The 24152-nt window shown below is 67.2% G+C and carries 25 protein-coding genes; 17 read left to right on the top strand and 8 right to left on the bottom strand.

Annotation, left to right across the window (positions count from 1 at the left end):
- Position 1: 1 nt before the first annotated feature.
- From IC40_RS0103035 to IC40_RS0103050, 4 genes are all read left to right on the top strand, one after another.
- A complete protein-coding gene (locus IC40_RS0103035) occupies positions 2–1609 on the top strand; it encodes an AMP-binding protein (RefSeq protein ID WP_030133284.1) in 1608 nt (535 codons plus the stop codon).
- A gap of 87 nt (positions 1610–1696) precedes the next feature.
- Entirely contained in the window at positions 1697–2575 is an 879-nt protein-coding gene (locus IC40_RS0103040; protein ID WP_030133285.1) for a rhomboid family intramembrane serine protease, read from the top strand.
- A 21-nt stretch (positions 2576–2596) separates the two neighbouring features.
- Positions 2597–3244: an ATP-binding cassette domain-containing protein gene (locus IC40_RS0103045; protein WP_036469229.1), complete on the top strand. Its 648-nt coding sequence runs from the start codon at positions 2597–2599 to the stop codon at positions 3242–3244.
- A gap of 2 nt (positions 3245–3246) precedes the next feature.
- Positions 3247–5253 (top strand): YhgE/Pip domain-containing protein, encoded by a 2007-nt coding sequence (locus IC40_RS0103050; RefSeq protein WP_036469232.1) that lies wholly within the window; start codon positions 3247–3249, stop codon positions 5251–5253.
- Positions 5254–5260: 7 nt separating this feature from the next.
- Here IC40_RS0103050 and IC40_RS0103055 read toward each other — a convergent pair whose 3' ends face one another.
- Together IC40_RS0103055 and IC40_RS0103060 are read right to left on the bottom strand one after the other, a co-directional pair.
- Entirely contained in the window at positions 5261–5674 is a 414-nt protein-coding gene (locus tag IC40_RS0103055) for a DoxX family protein (RefSeq protein ID WP_042509867.1), read from the bottom strand.
- 43 nt (positions 5675–5717) lie between these two features.
- Positions 5718–6140, bottom strand: coding sequence for a DoxX family protein (locus IC40_RS0103060; RefSeq protein WP_051644257.1), 423 nt, complete (start codon positions 6138–6140; stop codon positions 5718–5720).
- 193 nt (positions 6141–6333) lie between these two features.
- On the opposite strand from IC40_RS0103060, the gene IC40_RS0103065 reads away from it, so the two are divergent.
- Together IC40_RS0103065 and IC40_RS0103070 are read left to right on the top strand one after the other, a co-directional pair.
- Positions 6334–7038, top strand: coding sequence for a response regulator transcription factor (locus IC40_RS0103065; RefSeq protein ID WP_042509909.1), 705 nt, complete (start codon positions 6334–6336; stop codon positions 7036–7038).
- 5 nt (positions 7039–7043) lie between these two features.
- On the top strand, positions 7044–8573 hold the full coding sequence (locus IC40_RS0103070) for a sensor histidine kinase (protein WP_042509910.1): 1530 nt from the start codon (positions 7044–7046) through the stop codon (positions 8571–8573).
- Here IC40_RS0103070 and IC40_RS0103075 read toward each other — a convergent pair.
- Positions 8496–9941, bottom strand: coding sequence for an acetyl-coenzyme A carboxylase carboxyl transferase subunits beta/alpha (locus tag IC40_RS0103075; protein WP_030133292.1), 1446 nt, complete (start codon positions 9939–9941; stop codon positions 8496–8498). The genes IC40_RS0103070 and IC40_RS0103075 overlap by 78 nt on opposite strands.
- Positions 9942–9966: 25 nt before the next feature.
- On the opposite strand from IC40_RS0103075, the gene IC40_RS0103080 reads away from it, so the two are divergent.
- From IC40_RS0103080 to IC40_RS0103110, 7 genes are all read left to right on the top strand, one after another.
- Positions 9967–10713 carry an enoyl-CoA hydratase gene (locus IC40_RS0103080; RefSeq protein WP_030133293.1) on the top strand — a complete coding sequence of 249 codons (747 nt, stop codon included), beginning with the start codon at positions 9967–9969 and terminating at the stop codon, positions 10711–10713.
- Positions 10713–11822: an MBL fold metallo-hydrolase gene (locus tag IC40_RS0103085; protein WP_030133294.1), complete on the top strand. Its 1110-nt coding sequence runs from the start codon at positions 10713–10715 to the stop codon at positions 11820–11822. Before IC40_RS0103080 ends, IC40_RS0103085 begins: the two co-directional genes overlap by 1 nt.
- 18 nt (positions 11823–11840) lie before the next feature.
- Complete coding sequence (locus IC40_RS0103090) at positions 11841–13412, top strand: serine hydrolase (RefSeq protein ID WP_030133295.1); 1572 nt, start codon at positions 11841–11843, stop codon at positions 13410–13412.
- Between the two features lie 5 nt (positions 13413–13417).
- Positions 13418–15781: a cation-translocating P-type ATPase gene (locus IC40_RS0103095; protein WP_335334760.1), complete on the top strand. Its 2364-nt coding sequence runs from the start codon at positions 13418–13420 to the stop codon at positions 15779–15781.
- A 9-nt stretch (positions 15782–15790) separates the two neighbouring features.
- Positions 15791–16045 (top strand): antitoxin, encoded by a 255-nt coding sequence (locus tag IC40_RS0103100; protein WP_030133297.1) that lies wholly within the window; start codon positions 15791–15793, stop codon positions 16043–16045.
- Positions 16046–16477, top strand: a complete 432-nt coding sequence (locus IC40_RS0103105) for a type II toxin-antitoxin system Rv0910 family toxin (protein WP_030133298.1) — start codon at positions 16046–16048, stop codon at positions 16475–16477. It abuts the gene before it with no gap.
- Positions 16478–16591: 114 nt separating this feature from the next.
- Entirely contained in the window at positions 16592–17368 is a 777-nt protein-coding gene (locus IC40_RS0103110; protein WP_030133299.1) for a VOC family protein, read from the top strand.
- Here the strand turns inward: IC40_RS0103110 and IC40_RS0103115 are convergent.
- Positions 17340–17795, bottom strand: a complete 456-nt coding sequence (locus IC40_RS0103115) for a cupin domain-containing protein (RefSeq protein ID WP_030133300.1) — start codon at positions 17793–17795, stop codon at positions 17340–17342. The two genes, IC40_RS0103110 and IC40_RS0103115, sit on opposite strands and share 29 nt — an antisense overlap.
- A gap of 42 nt (positions 17796–17837) precedes the next feature.
- Here IC40_RS0103115 and IC40_RS0103120 point away from each other — a divergent pair, with 42 nt between their 5' ends.
- Positions 17838–18257, top strand: coding sequence for a hypothetical protein (locus IC40_RS0103120; RefSeq protein WP_030133301.1), 420 nt, complete (start codon positions 17838–17840; stop codon positions 18255–18257).
- Positions 18254–18835, top strand: coding sequence for a GNAT family N-acetyltransferase (locus IC40_RS0103125; protein WP_030133302.1), 582 nt, complete (start codon positions 18254–18256; stop codon positions 18833–18835). Before IC40_RS0103120 ends, IC40_RS0103125 begins: the two co-directional genes overlap by 4 nt.
- On the opposite strand, the gene IC40_RS0103130 is transcribed toward IC40_RS0103125, so the two are convergent.
- From IC40_RS0103130 to IC40_RS0103145, 4 genes are all read right to left on the bottom strand, one after another.
- Entirely contained in the window at positions 18832–19278 is a 447-nt protein-coding gene (locus IC40_RS0103130) for an Hsp20/alpha crystallin family protein (RefSeq protein ID WP_030133303.1), read from the bottom strand. The two genes, IC40_RS0103125 and IC40_RS0103130, sit on opposite strands and share 4 nt — an antisense overlap.
- 71 nt (positions 19279–19349) lie before the next feature.
- A complete protein-coding gene (locus IC40_RS0103135; RefSeq protein ID WP_030133304.1) occupies positions 19350–20222 on the bottom strand; it encodes a winged helix-turn-helix transcriptional regulator in 873 nt (290 codons plus the stop codon).
- Positions 20223–20266: 44 nt separating this feature from the next.
- A complete protein-coding gene (locus tag IC40_RS0103140; protein ID WP_030133305.1) occupies positions 20267–21769 on the bottom strand; it encodes a carotenoid oxygenase family protein in 1503 nt (500 codons plus the stop codon).
- The gene (locus IC40_RS0103145) at positions 21766–22965 is read right to left on the bottom strand and encodes an acetyl-CoA acetyltransferase (RefSeq protein WP_030133306.1); all 1200 of its coding nucleotides are present in this window, start codon (positions 22963–22965) and stop codon (positions 21766–21768) included. The genes IC40_RS0103140 and IC40_RS0103145 overlap by 4 nt, the downstream gene beginning before the upstream one ends.
- Before the next feature lie 77 nt (positions 22966–23042).
- Here IC40_RS0103145 and IC40_RS0103150 point away from each other — a divergent pair, with 77 nt between their 5' ends.
- Entirely contained in the window at positions 23043–23510 is a 468-nt protein-coding gene (locus IC40_RS0103150) for an RNA polymerase sigma factor (protein ID WP_030133307.1), read from the top strand.
- Positions 23507–24106 carry a methylated-DNA--[protein]-cysteine S-methyltransferase gene (locus IC40_RS0103155; RefSeq protein WP_030133308.1) on the top strand — a complete coding sequence of 200 codons (600 nt, stop codon included), beginning with the start codon at positions 23507–23509 and terminating at the stop codon, positions 24104–24106. Before IC40_RS0103150 ends, IC40_RS0103155 begins: the two co-directional genes overlap by 4 nt.
- Positions 24107–24152 lie beyond the last annotated feature (46 nt).

The following is a 24152-nucleotide window of genomic DNA, read 5'->3' on the forward strand; positions in this document are numbered from 1 at the left end:
GATGAAAAGCTATGACGCGGGGCCCACCACAACCCCTCTCATCGAAGAGACCATCGGCGCCAACTTCGCACGCACGGTCGCCGCACACCCCGATATCGAGGCACTTGTCGACGTGGCGCAGGGAAAGCGGTGGACCTACCGCGAACTCGACGATGAGGTCGACATCATCGCGCGGGGCTTGATCGGCAGGGGTATCGCCAAGGGTGACCGCGTGGGGATCTGGTCTCCGAACAGATCCGAGTGGACCATCGTCCAGTACGCGACCGCCAAGATCGGCGCCATCCTGGTCAACATCAACCCCGCCTACCGCACACACGAATTGGCCTATGTGCTCAACCAGGCGCAAGTGCGGATGTTGATCTCGGCAACCGAGTTCAAGACCAGCGACTACGTCGGGATGGTCGCCGAGGTACGCAAGGAGGCACCCTCGCTGAGCGAGGTGATCTTCCTGGGCACCGACGACTGGGAGGCTCTGCGCGCCGACGCGGTACCCGCCGGCCGGCTGGCCGAACGTCAAGCGATGTTGTCCAACACCGATCCGATCAACATCCAATACACCTCGGGTACAACGGGTTTCCCGAAGGGGGCGACGCTGTCGCACCGCAACATCCTGAACAACGGCTTCTTTGTCACCGAGGGCATCAACTTCACCCCCGGCGATCGGCTCTGCATACCGGTGCCGTTCTACCACTGTTTCGGCATGGTGATGGGCAATCTCGGCTGCACCACCCATGGCGTCACCATGGTCATCCCGGCGCAGGGGTTCGATCCCGGGTTGACCCTGGAAGCCGTTGAGGCCGAACGATGTACGGGAGTATACGGCGTACCGACCATGTTCATCGCCATGCAGAACCACCCGAGCTTCGCCGACCGCGACCTGTCGAGCCTGCGCACCGGGATCATGGCCGGCGCGGTGTGCCCGGTCGAGGTGATGAAGCGTTGCATCAACGAGATGCACATGGCCGAGGTGGCCATCGCCTACGGCATGACCGAGACCTCGCCGGTGTCGTGTCAGACGTTGCACGATGACGATCTGGAGCGCCGCACCGCCACCATCGGCCGGGCGCACCCCCACGTCGAGGTGAAGATCATCGACCCGAACACCGGCGAAATCGTCGAGCGCGGACACCCCGGCGAGTTCTGCACCCGTGGCTACTCGGTGATGCTCGGGTACTGGGACGATCCCGACAAGACCGCCGAGGCGATCGACAACGATGGCTGGATGCACACCGGTGACCTGGCGGTGATGCGCGAGGACGGTTACTGCACCATCGTCGGCCGGATCAAGGACATGGTGATCCGTGGTGGCGAGAACATCTACCCGCGTGAGATCGAGGAGTTCCTCTACACGCACCCCGGCATCGAGGACGCCCAGGTGATCGGTGTCCCGGACGCGCGGTACGGCGAGGAGATCTGCGCCTGGATCAAGATGAAGCCGGGTGCGCAACCCCTCGATGCCCCGGCGCTGCGCGCGTTCGCCGAGGGTCGGCTGGCGCACTACAAGATCCCGCGCTATGTGCATCTGGTCGAGGAGTTCCCGATGACCGTCACCGGCAAGATCCGCAAGGTGCAGATGCGCGAGGAGAGTGTGCAGATCCTGGGTCTGTAGCGCATCGGGAATGATGGGGGACATGAGCGACGCTTGCGAGCGAATCATCGGGTACACATGCGGTAGCCGAGCCTGCGAGGCAACCGCATGACGTACCCGCAGCAGCCGCCGCCGCCACCGGCGCCGGTCTGCTACCGCCATCCCGGCCGCCCGACCTATGTCTCCTGCACCCGCTGCGGCCGCTACATCTGCGGGGACTGCATGCAGTCGGCCGCGGTGGGTCACCAGTGCCCGGAATGTGTGGCAGCCGGCGCGGCGACCGTCCGGCCGGTCCAGGGGCGGTTCGGCGGCAAGGTCGCCGGTGACACCCCGGTGATCACCTACGCGTTGATCGCCGTCAACATCATCATGTTCGTCCTGCAGATGGCGTCGGGGCGGTTGGAGAACGAGCTGACGCTGTGGCCGCCCGCGGTGGCCGACGGCCAGTACTACCGGCTGGTGACCTCGGCGTTCCTGCACTACGGGATCGCCCACATCCTGTTCAACATGTACGCCCTGTACGTCATCGGCCCGTCGCTGGAGCGCCTTCTCGGCCGGCTTCGGTTCAGCGCGCTCTACGGGCTGAGTGCCCTCGGCGGCTCGGTGCTGGTGTACCTGATCTCCCCGCTGAACACCGCCACGGCGGGCGCATCGGGCGCGGTGTTCGGACTGTTCGGTGCGATCTTCGTGGTGTCCCGCAAGCTCAACCTCGACGTCAAGTGGGTTGTCGGGCTGATTGTGCTCAACGTGGTGTTCACCTTCGCGGCCCCGCTGATCGGTGCCGGTGCCATCAGCTGGCAAGGCCACCTCGGCGGTCTGGTCGCCGGTGGTCTGGTGGCCGCCGGCTTCGTCTACGCACCGCGCGCGCAACGAAACGTGGTGCAGGCCGCGGTGGCGGGCGGGCTCCTGGTGCTGTTCGGCGTGCTGATCTGGTGGCGGACAGCACAACTGCTGGAGTTGTTCGGCGGGTATCTGCACCTGAGCTGAGGTGTGTGCTGAGATTGGTCGGTGGCAGATCCAAAACCGGCCGTCGTCGCCAGAGCAATACGGGTCAAGGGCCCGTGGGGTCCGGTCTATGGCCCGGTCGACCTGGACGTCGACGCCGGTGGCGTGACGGCCCTGATCCATCCGGCCGGTACCGGTCGCACCGCCCTGCTGTTGACGCTGGCCGGGCGGATGCGGGCGCAGTCGGGCACCATCACCGTCTTCGGGCACAGCGACGCTCGCAAGATCTTCGACGTTTCGGCACTGGCCAATATCGACGCGCTGGACAAGATCGCCGAATCGGTCACCGTCGCCGATCTGATCACCGAACAGCTGCGCTGGGACGCACCCTGGTATCGGTTCATCGGGAAGGCCGGCGCATCCGATCTCAGCGCCCTCTGCGCGACGACGTTCGGGGATGTGCCGCTGCCCGATATGGGCGCCTATTTCGACCAGGTCGGCGAGCTCAACCAGGTTCTGCTGCGCATCGCGCTGGCCAATACCGGCACCCCGCCGCTGCTGGTGGTCGGTGACCTCGACGGCATCACCGACGACAACAACCGCGCGGTGGTGCTGGACCGGCTGATCGCGCTGGGGGAGAACCAGACGGTGATCACCGCATCCGCCAATCCTGTTCCCGGCGCCAAAGCCGAGCTGAAAGTGAGTGAGTGACGATGCTGGCCGGAATGTCGCTGGGCACGGATCTGAAGCGCTTCTCCCGCGGGGCGATGCCGCGGATCGCATTGGTGACGGTGGTGCTGATGCCACTGCTCTACGGCGCGATGTACCTGTGGGCCTTCTGGAATCCGTTCGATGCCGTCAACAAGGTGCCGGTGGCGCTGGTCAACGAGGACACCGGCACCGAGGTCGACGGTAAGCCGCTGGACGCGGGCAGACAGGTCGCCGATGCCCTGATCAGCTCCGGACAGCTTCAGCTGCACGAGGTTTCGGCCGATGAGGCAGCCGACGGGCTGCGCAGCGGCAGGTATTACTTCACCGTCACCCTGCCCGAGGATTTCAGCGCCGATATCGCCTCACCCTCGGGCGGCTCACCGCAGCAGGCGCAGATCGACTTCGCCTTCAACGATGCCAACAACTACCTGGGCTCGATCATCGGGCAGAACGCCGCCCGCGAGGTCATCAATCAGGTCAACGCCAGCATCGGTCAACAGACGGTGGGCACGGTGCTGACGGGCCTGACCGATGCCGGGGCCGGTCTGGTGCAGGCCGCCGATGGTGCCCAACAACTGGCGAGCGGTAATGCCCAGGCCAACAACGGTGCTCAACGGTTGGCCGCCGGGGCGGGCGAACTGACCACCGGTCTGGTGACCGCGCGCGACGGGTCGGCACAACTGATGGCGGGCACCCAACAGCTGGCCTCCCGGGTGGATTCGGCGACCGGCCCGTTGTTGGAGATGCTGGATCGTGTCCATGGGCTGCAACTCGACCCCGACGAGGTGGGCATGCTTGCCCAGCGACTCAGCGCGGCGGTGCGCTCCACCACCGATCGGGTGGCCGCGCTGAACATCGATCAGGCGCAGGCCGCGGCGATCGTCGACCAGGCACTCGGCATCCTGCAGACAAACCCTGACCCGACGGTGCGGCACGCCGGTGACGTCCTGGCCGGTGCGCAACGACTGTTGCGCGACAACGGAATCGATCCCACGACCGATGACGGACTACTCAAACTGCGTGACAGCGCATCCCGGTTGGAAGGCGAACTCGGCGACCCGAACAGCAAGCTGCGGGTGTTCATCACCCGTGCGCTCAACGGTGGATTGCGCGATGACGTGGCCCGACTGCGCGACGGTGTCGACCAGCTGAACAACGGTGCCCACCAGCTCAACAGTGGACTGGTCCAGCTCGCCGCCGGTGGGCGCCAGCTCACCGATGGTGCCGACCAGCTCGCCGACGGCACGCAGAAACTCGCCGACGGCAGTGCGGAGCTGGCGAGCAAACTCAAAGAGGGCTCGGCCCAGGTCCCGTCCTGGACTCCGCAACAGCGCACCGACGTGGCACGCACGATCGCGACCCCGGTGGCGCTGGACCTGCACACCGACAATCCGGCGGCGACCTTCGGCACCGGATTCGCGCCGTTCTTCCTGCCTCTTGCGCTGTTCATCGGGGCGCTGATCATCTGGATGCTGCTCAAGCCGATACAGTCACGGCCCGTCGTGCACGGGCTCGGCGCCCTGCGGGTGGCGTTGGCCTCCTACTGGCCCGCGCTGCTGATCGTGGTGTGCCAGGTGGCGGTGATGTACGTCGTGGTGCATTTCGGCGTCGGGTTGCAGGCCAAACACCCGCTGGCGACGGTGGCGTTCCTGCTGTTGATCGGGGCCACCTTCCTCGCGGTCATCCAGGCCTTCAACGCCGTCTTCGGGGTGTCGGTGGGACGCGTGGTGACGCTGGCTTTCCTGATGCTGCAACTGGTGTCGGCCGGTGGCATCTATCCGGTGGAGACCACCGCCAAACCGTTCCAGATCCTGCATCCGTTCGATCCGATGACCTACGCGGTGAACGGGTTGCGGCAGACCATCGCCGGCGGGGTCGATCACCGGATGTGGATCGCCATCGCGGTGCTCGGTGGGCTGCTGGTCGCCGCGCTGACCGCCAGCTCGTGGGCGGCGCGGCGGGACCGGCAGTACACGATGGAGCGGCTGAACCCGCCGATCGAGGTCTGATCCCCGGTCAGCGCTGACGCCGCAGTGCCAGTGCCCCCGGCCCGGTGAACACCAGGAGCGCGAAGATGAAGCTGTACAGCGCCGCGGTCTCGCCGTCGTTGGCGATCGGCCAGAAACCGTCCGGGAAGTGCTTCCAGAAATAGGCGACGGCCATCACGCCGGAGGAGATGAACGCCGACACCCTGGTGGCGAAGCCCACGGCGATGAGGAGGCCGAACACCACTTCCAGCACCGCCGCCCACCAACCCGGCCAGGCACCGAAGGTGACCATCGGCCCGTTGGGAAAGGCGAACAGTTTGACCGTGCCGTGCATGGCGTACATCAGACCGACGAGGATCCGGAACACGCCGAGGGCCAGCGGGGCGCGGGCGGTCAGCGGATCCTGCAAGCGTGCAACGGCATCGACTGTCGAAGTGGTCATGGATCCAGATGTTGGCACGCACGTACCGGAAAGTGGGGGCTACCTACCTGCGGTTGATCGACAGCGCTCCCGGGCCGGTGAACACCAACAGCGCGAAGATGAAGCTGTACAGCGCGGCGCTCTCGCCGCCATTGTCGATGGGCCAGAACGCTTCCGGGAAGTGCATCCAGAAGTATGCGACGGCCATCATCCCGGAGGCGACGAATGCCGCCGCGCGGCTGAAGAACCCGACGGCGATCAACAGTCCGAGCACGATCTCCAGCACGCCGGCCCACCAGTTGGGCCAGGCTCCCAGCGTCGAGGGCGACCCGCTGGGGAAACCGAACAGTTTCATCGTGCCGTGCATGGCGAACATGAGCGCGACCAGGATGCGGAACACGCCGAGCACGATCGGGGCGTTGGCGGACAGGCGATCATCGACTGCCGGCGTGGCAGGCGTCGTGACGGTGGACTTCGAGATGGACACGGGGTCCGCCCCTTTCGGTGGATTGCCAGTTCGGTATGCCCCCAAGTCTTCTGGCCGGTCGAGCCGCCACCGCCACTCTCATAGACGATTCACATGATCTTTCCCGGCGAACTGCGGCAACAATGGAGCCGTGAGCACCGCACCAGTCGAGGACCAGGGACCGCGGCGTGCCATCCTCGGCCAGCTACCGAAGATGTACCGCCCCGACGGGTCCCCGATCCGGGTGCTGCTCGTCGACGACGAACGCGCCCTGACCAACCTGATCCGGATGGCGCTGAAGTACGAGGGCTGGGAGATCGATGTCGCCCACGATGCCGCCGAGGCGGTCGAGAAGTACCGTGCCAACACCCCGGACCTGCTCGTACTCGACATCATGCTGCCCGACCTGGACGGCCTGGGTGTGCTGGCGAAGATCCGCGAGTCGGGTCCCTACACCCCGACGCTGTTCCTCACCGCGCGCGATTCGGTCGCCGACCGCGTCACCGGGCTCACCGCGGGCGGTGACGACTACATGACCAAGCCGTTCTCGTTGGAAGAGTTGGTTGCCAGGCTGCGCGGATTGTTGCGTCGCACCGCTTATCTGACGCCGGCCGACGAGGAGTCTCTGATCGTCGGGGACCTCTGCCTCGACGCCGGCAGCCGAGAGGTGACCCGGGGTGGTGAACCGATCGCGTTGACCTCCACTGAATTCGACCTGCTGCGTTTCATGATGCGCAATCCGCGAAAGGCGCTGAGTCGCATGGAGATTCTGCAGCGGGTGTGGGACTACGACTTCGGTGGCAAGACCAGCATCGTCGACCTCTACGTGTCGTATCTGCGCAAGAAGATCGACACCGACCGGGAACCGATGATCCACACCGTCCGCGGTGTGGGATATCTCCTGCGGGCCGCGCCGTGAGGCGGATGTGGCGCAGCTGGACCCTGCTCAAGCAGCTCGTCGTCGGTCTGTCGCTGATGGTGATGCTCGCAGTGGCGACCATCGGCGCCATGTCGGTGCTGACGCTGCGGTCGTCGGTGCTCGGGATCATCGACACCCAGTTGGCCGGCGCGCTGCAGGGCTGCGTCACCTCGGTGGTGAAGTACCGGGCGACCCCCGGTGCCGATGGGCAACTGCCGGGACCGGGGGAGATGAAACCCCTGGTGAACCTGATCGGGCAGGCACAGGGCAACGTGGTGGCCCTCATCCAGGGTGGCGAAGTGGTCGATTCGGCACACTTCCTGCCCGATGACGCCGTGCCCGCACCGCCGGAAGCGGTATCGGCGATTGCCCGCATCCCGTGGGCCGACGGCGAGACCCGCACCGTGGAACTGCCCGGGCTGGGTTGGTACCGGATGGTCGGCCAACTCGGTGAGGACGGCGAGACGCTGGTCACCGGGGTCTCGCGCACCCCGGCGTGGGAGGCGATGATGCGTGAGACGGCGGTCGTCTCCGGTCTGACCCTGCTGGCGCTCGTGGTCACCGCCCTGAGCACCCTGGCCATCGTCCGGTTCGCGCTGCGCCCGTTGCACCGGGTGTCCGCGACGGCCGCCGAGGTGGCGGCGCTGCCCCTGGACCGTGACAACCACACCATCACCCCGCGGGTGCCGGTCGGCGACACCGACCCGCGCACCGAGGTCGGCCTCGTCGGCCACACGCTGAACCGGTTGCTCGACCATGTCGAGGGTGCGCTGTCCGATGTCGCCGCGTCCGACCGGCGGATGCGCCAGTTCATCACCGACGCCAGCCACGAGTTGCGCACCCCGCTTGCCGCGATCCACGGTTACGCCGAGCTGACCCGCCAAGATGCCGCCGTGCTGCCCGAGACCACCGAGTACTCGCTGGCCAGAATCGAATCCGAGACGCGGCGGATGAATTCCCTTGTCGCCGACCTGCTCCTGCTCGCCCGCCTCGACGAGGGCCAGGATCTCGACATGGCCGCCGTCGATGTGACCGAACTACTCGCCGACGCGGTCAACGACATCACGGTGTCGGCACCGCAGCACCGGTGGCGCCTCGAGCTGCCTGGGCATCCGGTGTGGGTGCGCGGTGACCGCGCGCGGCTGCATCAGACGTTGTCCAACCTGCTCTACAACGCCCGCGTGCACACCCCGGACGGGACGTCGGTGACAGCAGGGATCGTCGTGACGGACGGGTATGCGGAGCTGACCGTCGCCGACGACGGACCGGGCATACCGGACGAATTGTTGGGGCATCTGTTTGAACGGTTCGTCCGTGCCGACAAGGCCCGGGCGCGCGATGCGGGCAGCTTCGGACTGGGGCTGTCGATCGCGGCCTCGATCATCGAGGCGCACGGTGGGTCCATCACTGCCCGGTCAGCGCCTGGCGCAACGGTTTTCGTGATCCGGCTGCCGGTGCTACAACCCGATCCTGCGGTAGCGGTGCAGCCGGGTGCCGACCCGTTCCAGATCGGACATCGCCCGCAGCCGGTGTAGCTCGACGGCGATGGTCGCCGCGAGCCGCTCGGTGAACGCGCGGGGTTCGTCGGCGGCGTCGGGGTGCTCGGCGACGATCGCATCGACGATTCCGGCGCGCAGCAGGTCGGCAGACCGGATGCCCTGGGCAGCAGACAGTTCCGGCGCGTGATCGGTGTCGCGGTAGACGATGGCGCTGGCCCCCTCGGGCGGCAGCGGCGCCAGCCAGCCGTGCTGGGCGGCCAGGACCCGGTCGGCGGGCACCATCGCCAATGCCGGTCCGCCGCTGCCCTGACCGAGCAGTACCGACACCGTCGGCACCTCCAGCGTCACCAATTCGGCCAGACACCGCGCGATCTCACCGGCCAGCCCCTCCTGCTCGGCTTCGGCTGACAGTGCCGGACCGGCGGTGTCGATGATCGAGACCAGCGGTAACCGCAACCCCGCCGCCAGCGCCATCCCGCGTCGTGCCTCGCGCAGCGCCTCCGGACCGAGCATCCCGAGCCGGCGCTGACCGAGCACCACCGCGGGCTGGCCGCCGAACCTGGCCAACGCCAGCAGCATCTGCGTCGCGTTACCGGACAGCTGCACGGGGTCGGTGGTGCCGTGCCGCAACACGAACTCCGAGCCCGGCCGGTCCGGGCGTCGCGATGTCAGCACCGAATCCCAGGCGGCGGTATCGGGAATCGGCTCGGTCGCGGGTGCCGCGGGCGCGGGGCCGGGCGGGTCACACAGCACCGCCAGCGTGCGGTCGAGCACCGACCGGAGCTGCGGCAGTGCCACCACCCCGTCGATGACCCCGTGCCGGTAGAGGTTCTCGGCGGTCTGCACCCCGTCCGGGAACTTCTCGCCGTACAGATGCTCGTACACCCGCGGGCCGAGGAACCCGATCAGGGCGCCCGGTTCGGCGGCGGTGACGTGGCCGAGCGAACCCCAGGACGCGAACACTCCGCCGGTGGTGGGGTGCCGCAGGTAGACGATGTAGGGCAGGTGCTCGCGCTTGTGCAGCTGCACCGCGGCGGCGATCTTGACCATCTGCAGAAAGGCCACGGTGCCCTCCTGCATGCGGGTGCCACCCGATGCCGGCGAGGCGACCAGCGGCAGCCGCTCGGCCGTCGCGCGGGTGATCGCTGCGGTGATCCGCTCGGCGGCGGCCACCCCGATGGATCCGGCGAGGAAGTCGAACTCGCAGGCCAGCACGGCCACCCGGCGTCCGAACACGGTGCCCTCACCGGTCAGCACGGACTCGTCGAGGCCGGACTTCTGGGCCGCTGCGGCCAACTCGGCCCGGTACTGCTCAGAGGTCGCCACCTGCAGCGGGGCGGTATCCCAGCTGCGGAAGGAACCCTCGTCCAGGACGGCATCACGTAGTGCCAGCGCACTGCTCACACGAGAAGGCTAATAGGCTGGCCCCATGATTGGAGTGACCCGGGACGGCAACGTCCTCACCCTGGAGATGCAGCGGCCCGAGCGCCGCAACGCGCTGAACGCCGCACTGGTCGACGGCCTGCGCGAGGAGATCGAGAAGGCCAGCCAGGACGCCGCGTCCAGCGGAGTGCGGGCCATCGTCCTCACCGGGCAGGGCACCGTGTTCAGCGCGGGCGCCGACCTGTCCGATGCCGAAGGGGTGGCCAAGGAACTGCCGGACAAGGCCAGAGACCTCAACCTGGCCATCGATGCCAGCCCGCTGCCGATCATCGCCGCCCTCAACGGCCCGGCCATCGGGGCCGGCGTCATCTTGTCGATGATCTGTGACCTGCGCGTCGCGGTACCGGGAACCTTCTTCCAGTTCCCGATCGCCAAGTACGGCCTGGCGCTGGATAATTGGTCGATCCGTCGGCTGGTGTCGCTGGTCGGGCATGGTCGGGCGCGGGCGATGCTGATCGCCGCCGAACGCTTGGATCTGGACACCGCTGTGCAGACCGGCATGGTCAACCGGCTGGGCGATCTGGCCGATGCGCAGAGCTGGGCCGCCGAGATCGCCGGATACGCCCCGCTGTCGGTGGCGCACTCCAAGCGCGTGCTCAACGACGACGGTGCCTACGAGGAGCCGTGGCCGGCCCACAAGGAGGGCTTCGACAAGGCCTGGGCGAGCCCGGACGTGATCGAAGCCCAGGTCGCGCGCATCGAGAAGCGCGCACCGAAGTTCCAAGGCGTCTGATGTTCGGCGCGGCGGCCCGGGTGCTGGGCGGAACCGCGGCGGTGGCCGCGGGCGGGTGGCTGCTGCGTGCCGTGCAGGGCACGCCGGCCGCGCTGGGCGCCGCCGATATCGGTGCCTCAGCGAAGCGGTCACCGAACTGGCGCGACGGTGTCTTCGTCAACCGCGAACCGGCCTCGGAGGTGCAGCTGAGCCGGGAGGACCAGTTCGCGCTCGTACGCGACCTCCTGACCGGCGGCAGGCAGCAGCACCCGCCGCGGGAGATCCCGCTGGTCCGCCCGGCGCCGGACACCGCACCGGCCGATCTCGCCGCGACCTGGTACGGGCACTCGTCGGTGATGATCGAGGTGGACGGATACCGGTTATTGGCCGATCCGGTGTGGAGCGAGCGTTGTTCACCCTCGCGGGTGATCGGCCCGCAACGGCTGCACCCGGTACCGGTCGATCTCGACGAGCTACCCGCGATCGACGCCGTGATCATCAGCCACGATCACTATGATCATCTCGACATCGACACCATCATGGCGCTGGCCCGCAGTCAGCGCGCGAAGTTCTATGTTCCGCTGGGCATCGGAGCTCATCTGCGCACCTGGGGGATCCCGGCAGCGCGCATCGTCGAACTGGATTGGGATCAGAGCGCACAGTTGGGGTCGCTGACCATCGTGTGCACGCCGGCCCGGCATTTCTCCGGTCGGTTTCTCACTCGCAACGTGACGCTGTGGTCGTCATGGGCGGTCATCGGCCCTCGGCATAGGGTGTTCTTCGGCGGTGATACCGGCTACACCGAGGGATTCACGGGGATCGGCGACACCTATGGGCCGTTCGATCTGACCTTGATGCCGATCGGTGCTTACCACCCAGGTTGGCCGGACATCCACATGAACCCGGAGGAGGCGGTGCGTGCGCATCGCGATGTCAGCGACACCGGGCTGCTAATGCCGATCCACTGGGCGACCTTCCGGCTCGCGCCGCACCCCTGGTCGGAGCCGGTGGAGCGGATGCTGACCGCGGCGGCCGCCGAGGGAGTCGCGGTGGCGACCCCGCGCCCGGGTGAACAGGTGTCCGCGGACACGGGCCGATCGCCAGAGAATCAAACATGGTGGCGCGGCTGACCCTATAGCGTTGATGCCGTGAGACTGATCTTGACCTGTGCCGCGGCGGTCCTGGTGCTGGCCGGTTGCGCCACGGACTCCGGTGCGCCGGCGACCACCACGACCTCTGTGGGTGCCGCTCCCGGTACAACCGGAGCGCCGGTTCCGCCGCCGCTGGTCCCGGCCATGCCGCTACCGGAGAACGCGGTGGACAACGCCGTCGCCAAGCTGGACGGCATTGCCGAACAGCTGCTGCAGACCTCGGGCGTGCCCGGTATGGCGGTGGCCGTGGTGCACGGGGGAAAAACCATCTACGCCAAGGGTTTCGGGGTGCGTGACATCCGCACGGGTGAAGCGGTCGATCCCGACACGGTATTCCAACTGGCCTCGCTGTCGAAACCGGTGAGCGCGACCGTCACCGCGCGTGCCGTCGACGCCAAGACCGTGGGATGGGACACCCCGGTGGTCGAGAAGCTGCCGTGGTTCGCGCTGTCGGACCCGGCCGTCACCCGCATGGTCACCATCGGTGACCTGTTCTCGCACCGGTCCGGGCTGCCCGATCACGCCGGTGATCAACTCGAGGACATCGGCTACGACCGGCGCGCGGTGTTGGAGAAGCTCCGGCAGCTACCGTTGGATCCGTTCCGGATCTCCTACGCCTACACCAACTTCGGCTTGACCGCCGGCGCTGAAGCGGTCGCCGCGGCCGCTGGCGAACCGTGGGAGCAGTTGGCCCAGGAGTCGCTGTTCGAACCGCTGGGTATGACGTCGACGAGCTACCGGTTCGCCGATTACCAGGCGCGGCAGAACCGGGCGGTCGGGCATATTCGCGTCGCACCCGGCGATTACCAGCCGCGCTACACCAGGGACCCCGATGCGCAGTCCCCGGCCGGTGGGGTGAGCTCATCGGTGAACGATATGGCGCGCTGGATGTCGATGGTGCTCGCCGAAGGCCGACCGCTGATGCAACCGGCATCGCTGCTGCCCGCGCTGACCCCGCAGATCGTGTCCAGTCCGGGCAGCGAACCGGCGATGCGATCGGGGTTCTACGGCTACGGATTCAATTTGAGTACCACCGCCGCCGCCCGTACCGAGGCGAGCCATTCGGGGGCCTTCCAACTCGGGGCGGGCACCAACGTGTTGATGCTGCCCTCTGCCGATGTCGGGATCGTCGCCCTGACCAACGGGACGATCTCCGGCGTGCCGGAGGCGCTGACCGCACAGTTCGCCGATCTGGTGCAGTTCGGCGAGGTCCGTGAGCCCTGGTATGACCTGTACTCCTCCCGGATGTTGCCGATGAGTGACCCGGTCGGATCGCTGGTCGGCAAGACTCCGCCGGCCGATCCCGCGCCGGCGCAGCAGCTTTCGAGCTATGTGGGTACCTACCGCAATGACTTCTGGGGTCCGGCGACGGTATCCGAGCGGGACGGCAAGCTGTTCCTCGGGATGGGTCCGCGCGGGGACTCCTTCGAGCTCACCCACCGGGACGGCAACGTGTTCACCTTCTCCTTCGTCACCGAGAACGCACCGCCGGGGACGATATCGGCGGCCACCTTCGACGGCGCGAAGCTGACGCTGGAGTACTACGACGACGGGGTATTTACCAAATGACAGCGATGATGGCCGGTCTGTCCGACGCCGAGGTTGCCCAGCGGGTCGCCGAGGGCAAGACCAACGACGTACCGACCCGGGCCGCGCGCAGCGTCTCGGAGATCGTCCGCGCCAACGTTTTCACCCGCATCAACGCGATCCTCGGCGTGCTGTTCGCCATCGTGGTGGCCACCGGGTCACTGATCAACGGGCTCTTCGGACTGCTCATCGTGGCCAACAGCGCCATCGGCATCATCCAGGAGCTGCGGGCCAAGCAGACCCTGGACAAACTGGCCATCGTCGGACAGGCCAAACCGGTGGTGCGCAGGCAGTCCGGTACCCGGGCCGTGGCGCCGAGCGAGGTCGTCCTCGACGACATCATCGAGGTCGGTCCCGGTGACCAGATCACCGTCGACGGAGAGGTGTTGGAACATAACAACCTTGAGGTCGACGAATCGCTGCTGACCGGCGAGGCCGATCCGATGCCCAAGGATCGCGGTGACAAGGTGATGTCCGGCAGTTTCGTCGTCGCGGGCACCGGTGCCTACCGCGCCACCAAGGTGGGCCGCGAGGCCTATGCCGCGCAGCTGGCCGAGGAAGCCAGCAAGTTCACCCTGGTGAAATCCGAACTGCGCAGCGGTATCAACAAGATCCTGCAGTTCATCACCTACCTGCTGGTGCCCGCCGGTGCGTTGATCATCTACACCCAGCTGTTCACCACCGACGCGGGGTGGCGGGAATCAGTGCTGCGGATGGTCGGCGCCCTGGTCCCGATGGTGCCCGAGGGCCTGGTGTTGATGACCTCGATAGCGTTCGCCGTGGGCGTGGTGCGGCTGGGCCAGCGTCAGTGCCTGGTTCAGGAACTGCCCGCCATCGAAGGCCTGGCCCGTGTCGACGTGGTCTGTGCGGACAAGACCGGCACCCTGACCGAGAACGGTATGCGGGTCAGCGATCTGGAGGCTTTCGGTGAATCGGAGGCGGCCGCGGTATTGGCCCAACTGGCCGCCGATGACACCCGGCCCAACGCCAGCATGGCGGCCATCGCCGAGGCGTACGCTGACCCGCCCGGCTGGACCGCCACCGCCAACGCCCCGTTCAAATCCGCCACCAAATGGAGCGGCAGCTCCTATGGCGAGCACGGCAACTGGGTGATCGGAGCCCCGGACGTCCTGCTCGACCCGGAATCCCCCGAGGCCGCCGAGGCCGAACGCATCGGTTCGCGTGGGCTGCGGGTGCTGCTGCTCGGGTCCTGTGACACCGCGGTCGACGCCCCGAACGCGCCAGGCACCGTCACCCCCGTCGCGCTGGTGATCCTGGAGCAGCGGGTGCGGCCCGACGCCAAGGACACCCTCGAATACTTTGCCTCCCAGCGGGTCACGGTGAAGGTGATATCCGGGGACAACGCCAAATCGGTCGGCGCGGTCGCCGGCACGCTGGGCCTGCACGGGGAGACGCTGGACGCCCGGCGATTGCCCGAGCAGACCGAGGAAATGGCCGACGCGCTGGATCAGTACACCACCTTCGGGCGGGTTCGCCCCGACCAGAAACGCGCCATGGTGCACGCGCTGCAGTCCCGCGGGCACACCGTCGCCATGACCGGTGACGGTGTCAACGATGTGCTGGCACTCAAGGACGCCGACATCGGTGTGGCGATGGGTTCGGGCAGCTCCGCCTCGCGTGCAGTCGCACAGATCGTGTTGCTGGACAACAAGTTCGCCACCCTGCCCTATGTGGTGGCCGAGGGACGCCGGGTGATCGGCAACATCGAGCGGGTTTCCAACCTGTTCCTCACCAAGACGGTGTACTCCGTGCTGCTCGCCGCGCTGGTCGGTATCGGCGGCCTGACGTCCACGCTGTTCGGCACCGATCCACTGCTGTATCCGTTCCAGCCGATCCACGTCACCATCGCGGCCTGGTTCACCATCGGTATCCCGGCCTTCATCCTGTCATTGGCGCCCAATCATGAGCGGGCCAAACCGGGGTTCGTGCGCCGGGTGATGACCTCCGCGCTGCCGGCCGGCGTCATCGTCGGGGTCAGCACGTTCGTCTCCTACCTGCTTGCGTATGAGGGGCGAGGTGCTACGGCAGAGCAGCAGACCCAGGCGTCGACGACCGCCCTGATCACTCTGCTGGTGGCCTCGGTATGGGTGCTGGCGGTGGTGGCGCGCCCCTACGAGTGGTGGCGGGTGGCGCTGGTGGCGATGTCCGGGTTGGCCTATGTGGTGATCTTCGCGCTGCCGCTGGCCCAGCGGACCTTCCTGCTCGACCCGTCGAACCTCGCGCTCACCTCGATGGGACTGATGATCGGAGCCGTCGGGGCCGTGCTGGTCGAGATCGCGTGGTGGGTGGAGGGCAAACTGTCCGGTGAACCCAGGAAACTGTGGCGCTAGGGTTGGGGTATGAGTTTCTTGGACAAGATCAAAGGCCTGGTGGCGAAGAACACCGACAAGGTCGACACCGTGATCGAGAAGGCCGGTGACCTGGTCGACAAGAAGACCCAGGGCAAATACGCCCAGCATGTCGACAAGGTGCAGGAGGCCGCGAAGAAGGCCGCCCGCGAACACACCGGTGCCGAGCAACCGCCGCAGGTGCCGCCCAACCAGCAGTCGGGGCAGCCACCGGCCGGTTCGCCCCCACCTCCGGCGGCGCCGTAGATGGCCAAATTATCGGTTTCCATCGATGTTCCGCTGTCACCGGAGCAGGCCTGGGAAGCGGCATCGGACCTGTCCCGGTTCGACGAGTGGCTGACGATCCACCGGGTGTGGCGGTCGAAGTTGCCCGAGACCCTGGACAAGGGCACCAAGATCTCGTCCATCGTCGAGGTCAAGGGGATGAACAACCGGGTCGACTGGACGATCGTGAACTACAAGCCGCCGGAGTCCATGACGCTCAACGGCGACGGTGTCGGTGGGGTCAAGATCAAGCTGATCGCTCGGGTGAAGCCTGTCGCCGATGGGGCGTCGGTGCAGCTGGACATCCATCTGGGTGGGCCCGCGCTGTTCGGGCCGATCGGCATGATCGTGGCCGGTGCGCTCAAGAGCGATATCAAGCAGTCGCTGGAGCGGTTCAAGAAGGTCTACTCCTAGCTTCGCCGCGAGAGTGACGCTGTGGTTGCTGCGGGGAGTGCGTCGGCGACCACAGCGTCACTCTCGGCCGAGGTCTGCGGTGAGCGATGAGTTTCGGCGGTGAGCCGGGTCGTTATGGGCATGACCACTTCACACCCGCTCGGTGCCCCCTGCTGGATCGACCTGTCGACCTCGGATATCGACGGCGCGCAACGCTTCTACGGCGCGGTGTTCGGCTGGGCGTTCGAGTCCGCCGGACCTGAATACGGTGGCTACGTCAGCGCGTTCGTCGACGGTGTCCAGGTTGCCGGGCTGATGCCCAACGATCCGCAGTGGGATATGCCCGATGGCTGGACCACCTACCTGCACACCGCCGATGTCGACGCCACGCTGCGGGCGGTGACAGATGCCGGTGGGTTCAGCTGTGGGGGAGCGATGGACATCCCGGCCAAGGGCCGGATGGCGGTCATCTCCGATGTGACCGGCGGGATGGTCGGGCTCTGGCAGCCCGCCGGCCACCTGGGTTTCGAGGCGACCGGTGTCGCCGGCGCCCCGGTGTGGCATCAGGTGACGACGCGGGACTTCGCGGCGACCGTGGACTTCTACCGCACGGTGTTCGGGTGGCAGACCCAGGTGGAGGCCGACAGCGACGAATTCCGCTACAGCACGGTGACCTTCGGCGGTGAACCACGCATCGGCGTGATGGACGGCGCAGCCTTCATGGCTGCCGACGAACCGTCGAACTGGTTTTTCTTCCTCGGTGCCGATGATGTCGACAAGACGATCGAGTTGATCGTCGACCACGGCGGTACGGTCGTCCGAGCCGCGGAGGACACCCCCTACGGCCGGCTGGCCTCGCTTGCCGACCCGACCGGGGCCGGGTTCAATCTGTCGTCGGTGCCCCCGCACTGAGGGCGAAATCGGCGAAGTCGAAACCGGGGACCACCACGCAGCTGACCAGGGTCGGCGCCTGGTCGCGAGGGGTTGCCCGTTGCCAGTATCCAGGTGGCACCACGGACTGCGGCTGCTCGTTGGCGGCGATATCGGGCCCCAACAGCACGCTGTCGGCGTCGTGTTGCTCGCGGCCCACCTCCAGCACTAACGGGCTGCCGCGGTGGTAGAACCACAGTTCGGCACTGCGTACGGTGTGCCACGCGGACTGCTGGCCGGGCATCAGCAGGAACAGGATCGCGGTGCCGGCCTGGCGTGGCCCGGAGTAGTCCGGAGGCAGTGCCGACTGCGGAATGGTGAGGTCACTGCGCCAGGTTTCGCGGAACCACCCACCCTCGGGGTGCGGGGAGAGGTCGAGCTCGCGGGCCCAATCGGGCAGTTCCGTCATGGCAGTTCAGCCTACGCAGACCCACCCGATAATCTGTGGCGCATGGCTCGATTGCGTCCCGGCTGGCTGGTCGCCTTCTGTGCGCTGGTGCTCGCGGTGAGCGCCTGGCTGCCGTGGTTGACCACGGCCGCGGGACGGGCCAATGCGATCGGTGGCAAGGTCGGCAGCATCGACGTGCCGCCGCCCGGTTTCGGCGTGGGCCAGCTGATCGTGCTGCTCTCGGCGCTGCTGATGGTCGCGGCGGCGATGGCGGCCCGGGAGCTGTCCGCGCGGTGGGCTTCCGCTGCGGCGCTGTCTGTTTCGATGATCATCGGTGCGCTGATCGCCTGGTACTTCCGCCTCTACGTCCACGATCCGGTGGTGGTCGGCTATGGCATGTACCTGGCGGCCGGTGTCACCGTGGTGTCGGTGCTGCTCTCGGTGGCGACCATGGTGCTGGCCTGGAGACGGGCGGACGCATGAGTTTCCGGGCGCCGGTGGTGCTTACCGGGCGGCGCTGGGCGGTATTGGAGCCGCTGGGTTCGCACCACGCCGACGAGATCGCGGCCGTCGCCGATGCCGGCGACCTGTGGTTCACCTCTGCACCGTCACCGCAGACGACGCATGCCTGGGTGCAGACCAGACTCGCCGATGCGCGGGGCAGCACGTTCGTGGTGCGCCGGCTGGACGGCACGTTGGTGGGGTCGACGAGCTACCTCAACATCGACGAACCCAACCGCAGGCTGGAGATCGGTGCCACCTGGTACACGGCCGCCGCGCGGCGCACCGGGGTGAACACCGAGACCAAGTTGTTGTTGCTGTCTCACGCATTCGACGAGCTCGGTTGTGTGGCAGTGGAATTCCGCACGCACTTCATGAATGCCGACAGCCGCGCGGCAATCGAACGCCTCGGTGCCAAGCTCGATGGGGTGCTGCGCAGCCACCAGCTGCTGCCCGACGGATCGCGCAGGGACACCGTGGTGTACTCGATCCTGGACATCGAGTGGCCGGCGGTGCGGTCCAATCTGAACCACCGACTGGACCGCACCGCCGCGAACTAGTCGGCGTCGACGGTCGGTGCCTCGACGGATTTCTGGGTGTTGTGTGCGATCTCGATCCGACGCGGCTTCGCGCGTTCGGCCAGCGGGATGGTCAGGGTGAGCACCCCGTTCTCGTAGGTCGCCGAAATGGCCGCGGTGTCAATGCCTTCGCCGAGCGAGAGCTGCCTACGGTAGCTGCCGAAGAAGCGCTCGTTGGCGAACCATTGCACCGAGTCCTCGGAGCGGGCCGTGCGGTGGGCGGAGATCGTGAGCGTGCCGTTGTCCACGCTGATGTCCACCGATCCGGGATCGATACCGGGCAGGTCTGCGGTGAGGACGTAGTGATCGTCGATCTTGCACAGGTCCATCGGCATGAACCTCGGCGTGCGATTCGAACCGGTCTGACCGGTCAGCAGGTTGCGGGTCATGGAATCAAGGTCGCTGAACGGATCGAAACGGAGCACAGCAATCCACCTCCTCGTCGATCAAGAGCCCACCACCCTGGCGGGCAGCCAATCACTGTGCACCACCGAATTTAGCACTCGAGTGCGTCGAGTGCCAACCCTCTTTCGATGTCATTTCCGCGCAGAGTGCCGTTGCATCGGTCACATGTCAGCGTGGCGACAAAGGCTGCGCCGCAGCCGATGTGGGTAACGGTCACCGCCGGACCCTCGGCGGCGACGAACCAGCGTTGCGCCCAGTCGAGGGCGGTGACGATGATCGGCAGAACGGCGTCGCCTTTCGGTGTCAGCCGGTAGCCACCGTCGAGCACGCCGTTGCTCACCAGGAGCTGCAGCCGGTCGGTCAGCGAAGCAGGGGGAGCGCCGAGTTGCTCGGTGAACTCGGAGAACCGGGTGGTTCCCACGAAGGCGGCCACCATGATGGCGAAGGCCCACCGGTTGCCGAGGATGCTCATCGTGTGCGGGAAAAGGTCCGAGGCTCCGTTGGCGCGGTCGCGGTGGGACCGGCGCCGGGTGGCGACCTCGGGTATCGAGCGTGCCCATGATCCGCTGGGTCCCCACTGGGCGGTGAGGTCGCCGGTCGTGACGTGCCGGCGGCAGTTGCGGCATGTCAGCGTCGGCGAGCAGGCCGCACCGCACACCGTGTGCCGGATCGCGGGCAACGGCTCGGGATGCTCGGGCACCCAGCTTCGTTCCCAGTGCCAGATGCTCGTCAGCACCGGCCACAGGCTCTGCGCACGCTCGGTGGCGGTGTACTCGAAGCGGGGCGGGTTGTCCTGGTAACGAACACGTTTGAGTAGATCCTCGGTGGTCATCGCCGTCAGGCGTCGACTCAGCACCGAATGTGAGATGGGCAGACGCTCGGCGAACTCGGCATACCGGGCGGCCCCCAGCAGCGATTGCTGCACGATCAACAGGGTCCACTCGTCGGCGAGCACCCCGAGCATGCGGCCGACGGCATTGACATCACCGGCGGCCAGGCGGGTCGGTGTCACCGGGCCGTCGCAGATCCTTCTGGCCGGAACCGCCGCAGTTCGGACCCGGGCGCCCAGGTGGAATGTGTTCCGCTGGAGACCCGTTCGGGAAGCTGCAGCTTGCACACCGGGCCGTCGGAAACCCTGGCGGCATCGAACACCAGGCAGTACGACGCGTCGGCGCTCATATCGGTGGTGATGGTGACCAGGTAGCCGTCGTCCTCACCGCGGCTTCCCACCCGCGGTGCCATGGCCGTCTCGCTGCCGTACACACCCGCGCCGAACGAGAAGCGCTCCTCGGCGCCGGTCTGCAGGTCGTGGCGCACCAGTCCGTCGAAGAGGAACCAGCCCGGCTTACCGGTGGCGGCGTAGGCGTAGCGATACGGGCGACCGGCGTAACCGGAGTTGATCATCCCGAACTCGGTCAGACTGTCGGACAGCTGCTCCTCGCGGGTGGCGCCGGTGACGAGGTTGAACCGCCAACGGTGCAGGCGGGTCTGCATACCGTCGAGGGACAATCCGCGGAAGATGCGCTGCCACTTCGGATTCATCCCGTTGTCGATACCCGTCACCGGCTCGGGATCACCCTGGAAGAAGCCGTCCAGCACGATCTCGTCGCCGTCCTCGTAGGCGTTGGTGAAATGCAGGACATAGGTGGTGTCGGCCTCGAACCATTTCACCTCCGATCCGCGGCGCGGGATCACCGCGAAGCGCGACGGCAGGTCGCGGTGCAGCCGGGGGACATGGGCGTTGTGCTTGAGGAACTCGGCGTCCCAGAACAGCGGAAAGTCGTTCAGTATCACGTAGTTCTCGGTGAACGCCATATCGTGCGGTAGGCGTGGTCCCGGCAGTTCCACGTCGACGTAGTGCACCAGGGTGTCGGTCTCGTCGACCACTCCGTAGTGCATGTACGGCGCATCCTTGCCGTAGTTGAAGAACAGCAGTTCGCCGGTGGCATCGTCGACCTTGGGATGTGCCGACACCCCGAGCCCGGCGGGTGCCCAGGCCTGCTTGCCGAGGGTGTCGCCGGTGCGCGGGTCGATGCGGTACAGATCGCCGCATTGGTAGAAGCTCGTCATCGCCACCCCCCGGTGCACGGTGACATCGGTGCTCGACGCGTCCTTCATCAGGGTGCGCGCACCCCAGCCGTGATCGCGCTTGGCCAGCTCGACGGGTTCGGCGATCCCGGGCCACAACGGCCCACCGGCTTCGTACTCGGCCAAGAATCCGTCGGTCTTGACGAACCTGTTGCGGTAGAACGCCTTACCGTCACCGAAGCCGACGATGTGCAGCATCCCGTCACCGTCGAACGGGTGATAGGCCTTGAACGCAGGGTGCAGCGGGTTCTCGGTGTTGCGCAGATACACCCCGTCCAGATCGTTGGGGATCTCGCCCTCCACGGCGATCAGGTCGTCGGCGTCCCATTCGCAGGTCTGCGGCCGCCAGGGCCCGGTGCGGTAGGGATGATCGTCATCCTCGGGCAATGTCGACAGATATTTGGCGACCACATCGGTGTTCACGAAACCTCCTCGGCAGTGCCGATCACGAAGCTGATGGTGGTGGCGGTGCTACCACCGAAATTCAGGGTGCCGAAGGTCTGTGCGCCGTCGACCTGGTACTCGCCGGCGGTGCCGGAGACCTGGCGGGCGGCGTCGAGGATCATCCGGATGCCGGTGGCCCCGACCGGATGCCCACCGCCGATCAGGCCGCCACTGGGATTGATCGGCAACCGGCCGCCGATCGCGATCTCGCCGTTCTCGATGGCCTTCCACGATTCGCCGGGCCCGGTCAGACCGATATGGTCGATCGCCAGATACTCACTGGGAGTGAAGCAGTCGTGCACCTCGAACCCGTCCAGCGTGTCGAGGTCGACCTCGGCGCGGGCGAAGGCGTCCTGGACGGCCAGACGCACATGCGGAAAGACGTACTCGTCGGAGCGGTCCAGCTTCTGCGCCAACCCGAGGCCGACGGTGCGGTGCCCCCATCCTGCGATCACCGCGATCGGGTGTGCGTCGGGATGGTCGCGCAGGTACTCATCGGACACCAGCACCACACCCGCGCCGCCGTCGGTCATCTGACTACAGTCCAGCCGCCGGATCCGTCCCTCGACGACGGGGTTGGACTCCGGATCGACCCGCCATGACCGGGTCTGGGCGTTCGGGTTGGACCGGGCGTTGGCGTAGTTCAGTGCCGAGATGGCATCGAGGTGGATGTCGTCGATGCCGTAGCGGCGGTCGTATTCGTCGGCGACCCGCGAGAACATCGACGGCCACATGAAGGTCGCGTCGCGGCCCTCGTGTCCGGTCCAGGCGGCGGCGCCGAGGTGGCGGGCGGCGATATCACCGGGGACCGTCTTCTCCAGCTCCACCCCGAGCACCAGGGCGCTGGGATAGGCGCCCGATCGGAGATCGGCGATGGCGGCCAGCACCGCCGCGCTGCCCGATGCGCAGGCCGCCTCGTGCCGGGTGGCGGGGGTGCCCCAGAGATCGGACTCGACGCTGGCGGGCATCGCGCCGAGGTGGCCCTGATGGGCGAACAACTCGCCGAAGGCGTTGGCCATATGGATCACACCGATATCGGCCGCACGGGTATGCGCCGCGGCGAGGGTCTCGCGGACCACCTCGGCGGTCAGCGTGCCCAGATCGCCGCCTTCACGCTGCACATTGCGGGCGAAGTCGCTCTGGTAACCCCCGAGGATCCACACGTTGGCGGGCATGTCGACCGACGCTACTACAACTAAGAGAGTGACTGGGGGTGATCTCACGTTTCGCCCGCCGCCGACGTCTACACAATGTGAGCGTGCGACCCTTCGAGAGCATCGTGACCGAGTACGGCCCGATGGTGCTGCGGGTATGCCGGGCGGTCCTCGGTCCCATCGACGCCGAGGACGCCTGGTCGGAGACATTCCTCTCGGCGATGCGCGGCTATCCGGATCTCGATCCCGACGCCAATGTGCAGGCCTGGCTGGTGACGATCGCGCACCGGCGGGCCATCGATATCGGCCGCTCGCGAACTCGGGCTCCCGCACCGGTCGCCGATATCCCCGAGGCCGGCCGCGTCGACGGGTTCGACCCCGACCTGTGGGCCGCGCTGGCGGCACTTCCCGACAAACAACGCCGCACCCTGGCCTACCGCTACCTGGCCGGCCCGCCCTACGGCGAGATCGCCGAACTGTTGGGCGGTTCGGCCGAGGCCGCCCGCCGTGCCGCGGCCGACGGCATCAAGACCCTGCGCACCACCTACCCGAGGGAGTCCTCATGACCGAGATCTTCGATCGGCTGACCGTCGACGACAGCGCGCTGAACCGGTTGCGCGACCGGTTGGCCCGCGATGCCGAACGCGCCGGCACGCTCGACGTCGCCTACCGCACCGTGGATACCGCTGTCGGCCCCCTGCTGCTCGCAGCGACACCGGACGGGCTGGTGCGGGTCGCGTTCCTCGCCCACGATGCCGAGGAGGCCGAGCTGGGCAGGCTCGCCGCGAAGGTCAGCCCGCGGGTGTTGCGCGCCCCGGCTCGCCTCGATGATGCCGCCGCTCAGATCGAGCAGTATCTGGCCGGTGACCGGACCGCCTTCGATCTGCCGCTGGATCTGCGACTCACCGCCGGATTCCGGCGACAGGTGGTCGAACACCTGCGGGATATCGGCTACGGCCGCCGCGAGAGCTACGCCGATGTCGCCGCCGCCGTCGGGAACCCGAAGGCGGTGCGGGCGGTGGGCAGCGCCTGCGGGCACAACCCGCTGCCCCTGGTCATCCCGTGTCACCGGGTGGTCCGCACCGACGGTTCCATCGGCCAGTACGCCGGCGGCGCGGAGATCAAGGCGACCCTGCTGGCGCTGGAGGCGGCCTCAGGGTGAGTGCTGTGCCCGGCCTGAAGTGTCCCGACGGTGCGTGGAGATCGTG

It is taken from the genome of Mycolicibacterium neoaurum ATCC 25795 (genome assembly GCF_000691525.1).
GTDB classification, from domain to species: Bacteria; Actinomycetota; Actinomycetes; order Mycobacteriales; family Mycobacteriaceae; genus Mycobacterium; species Mycobacterium neoaurum.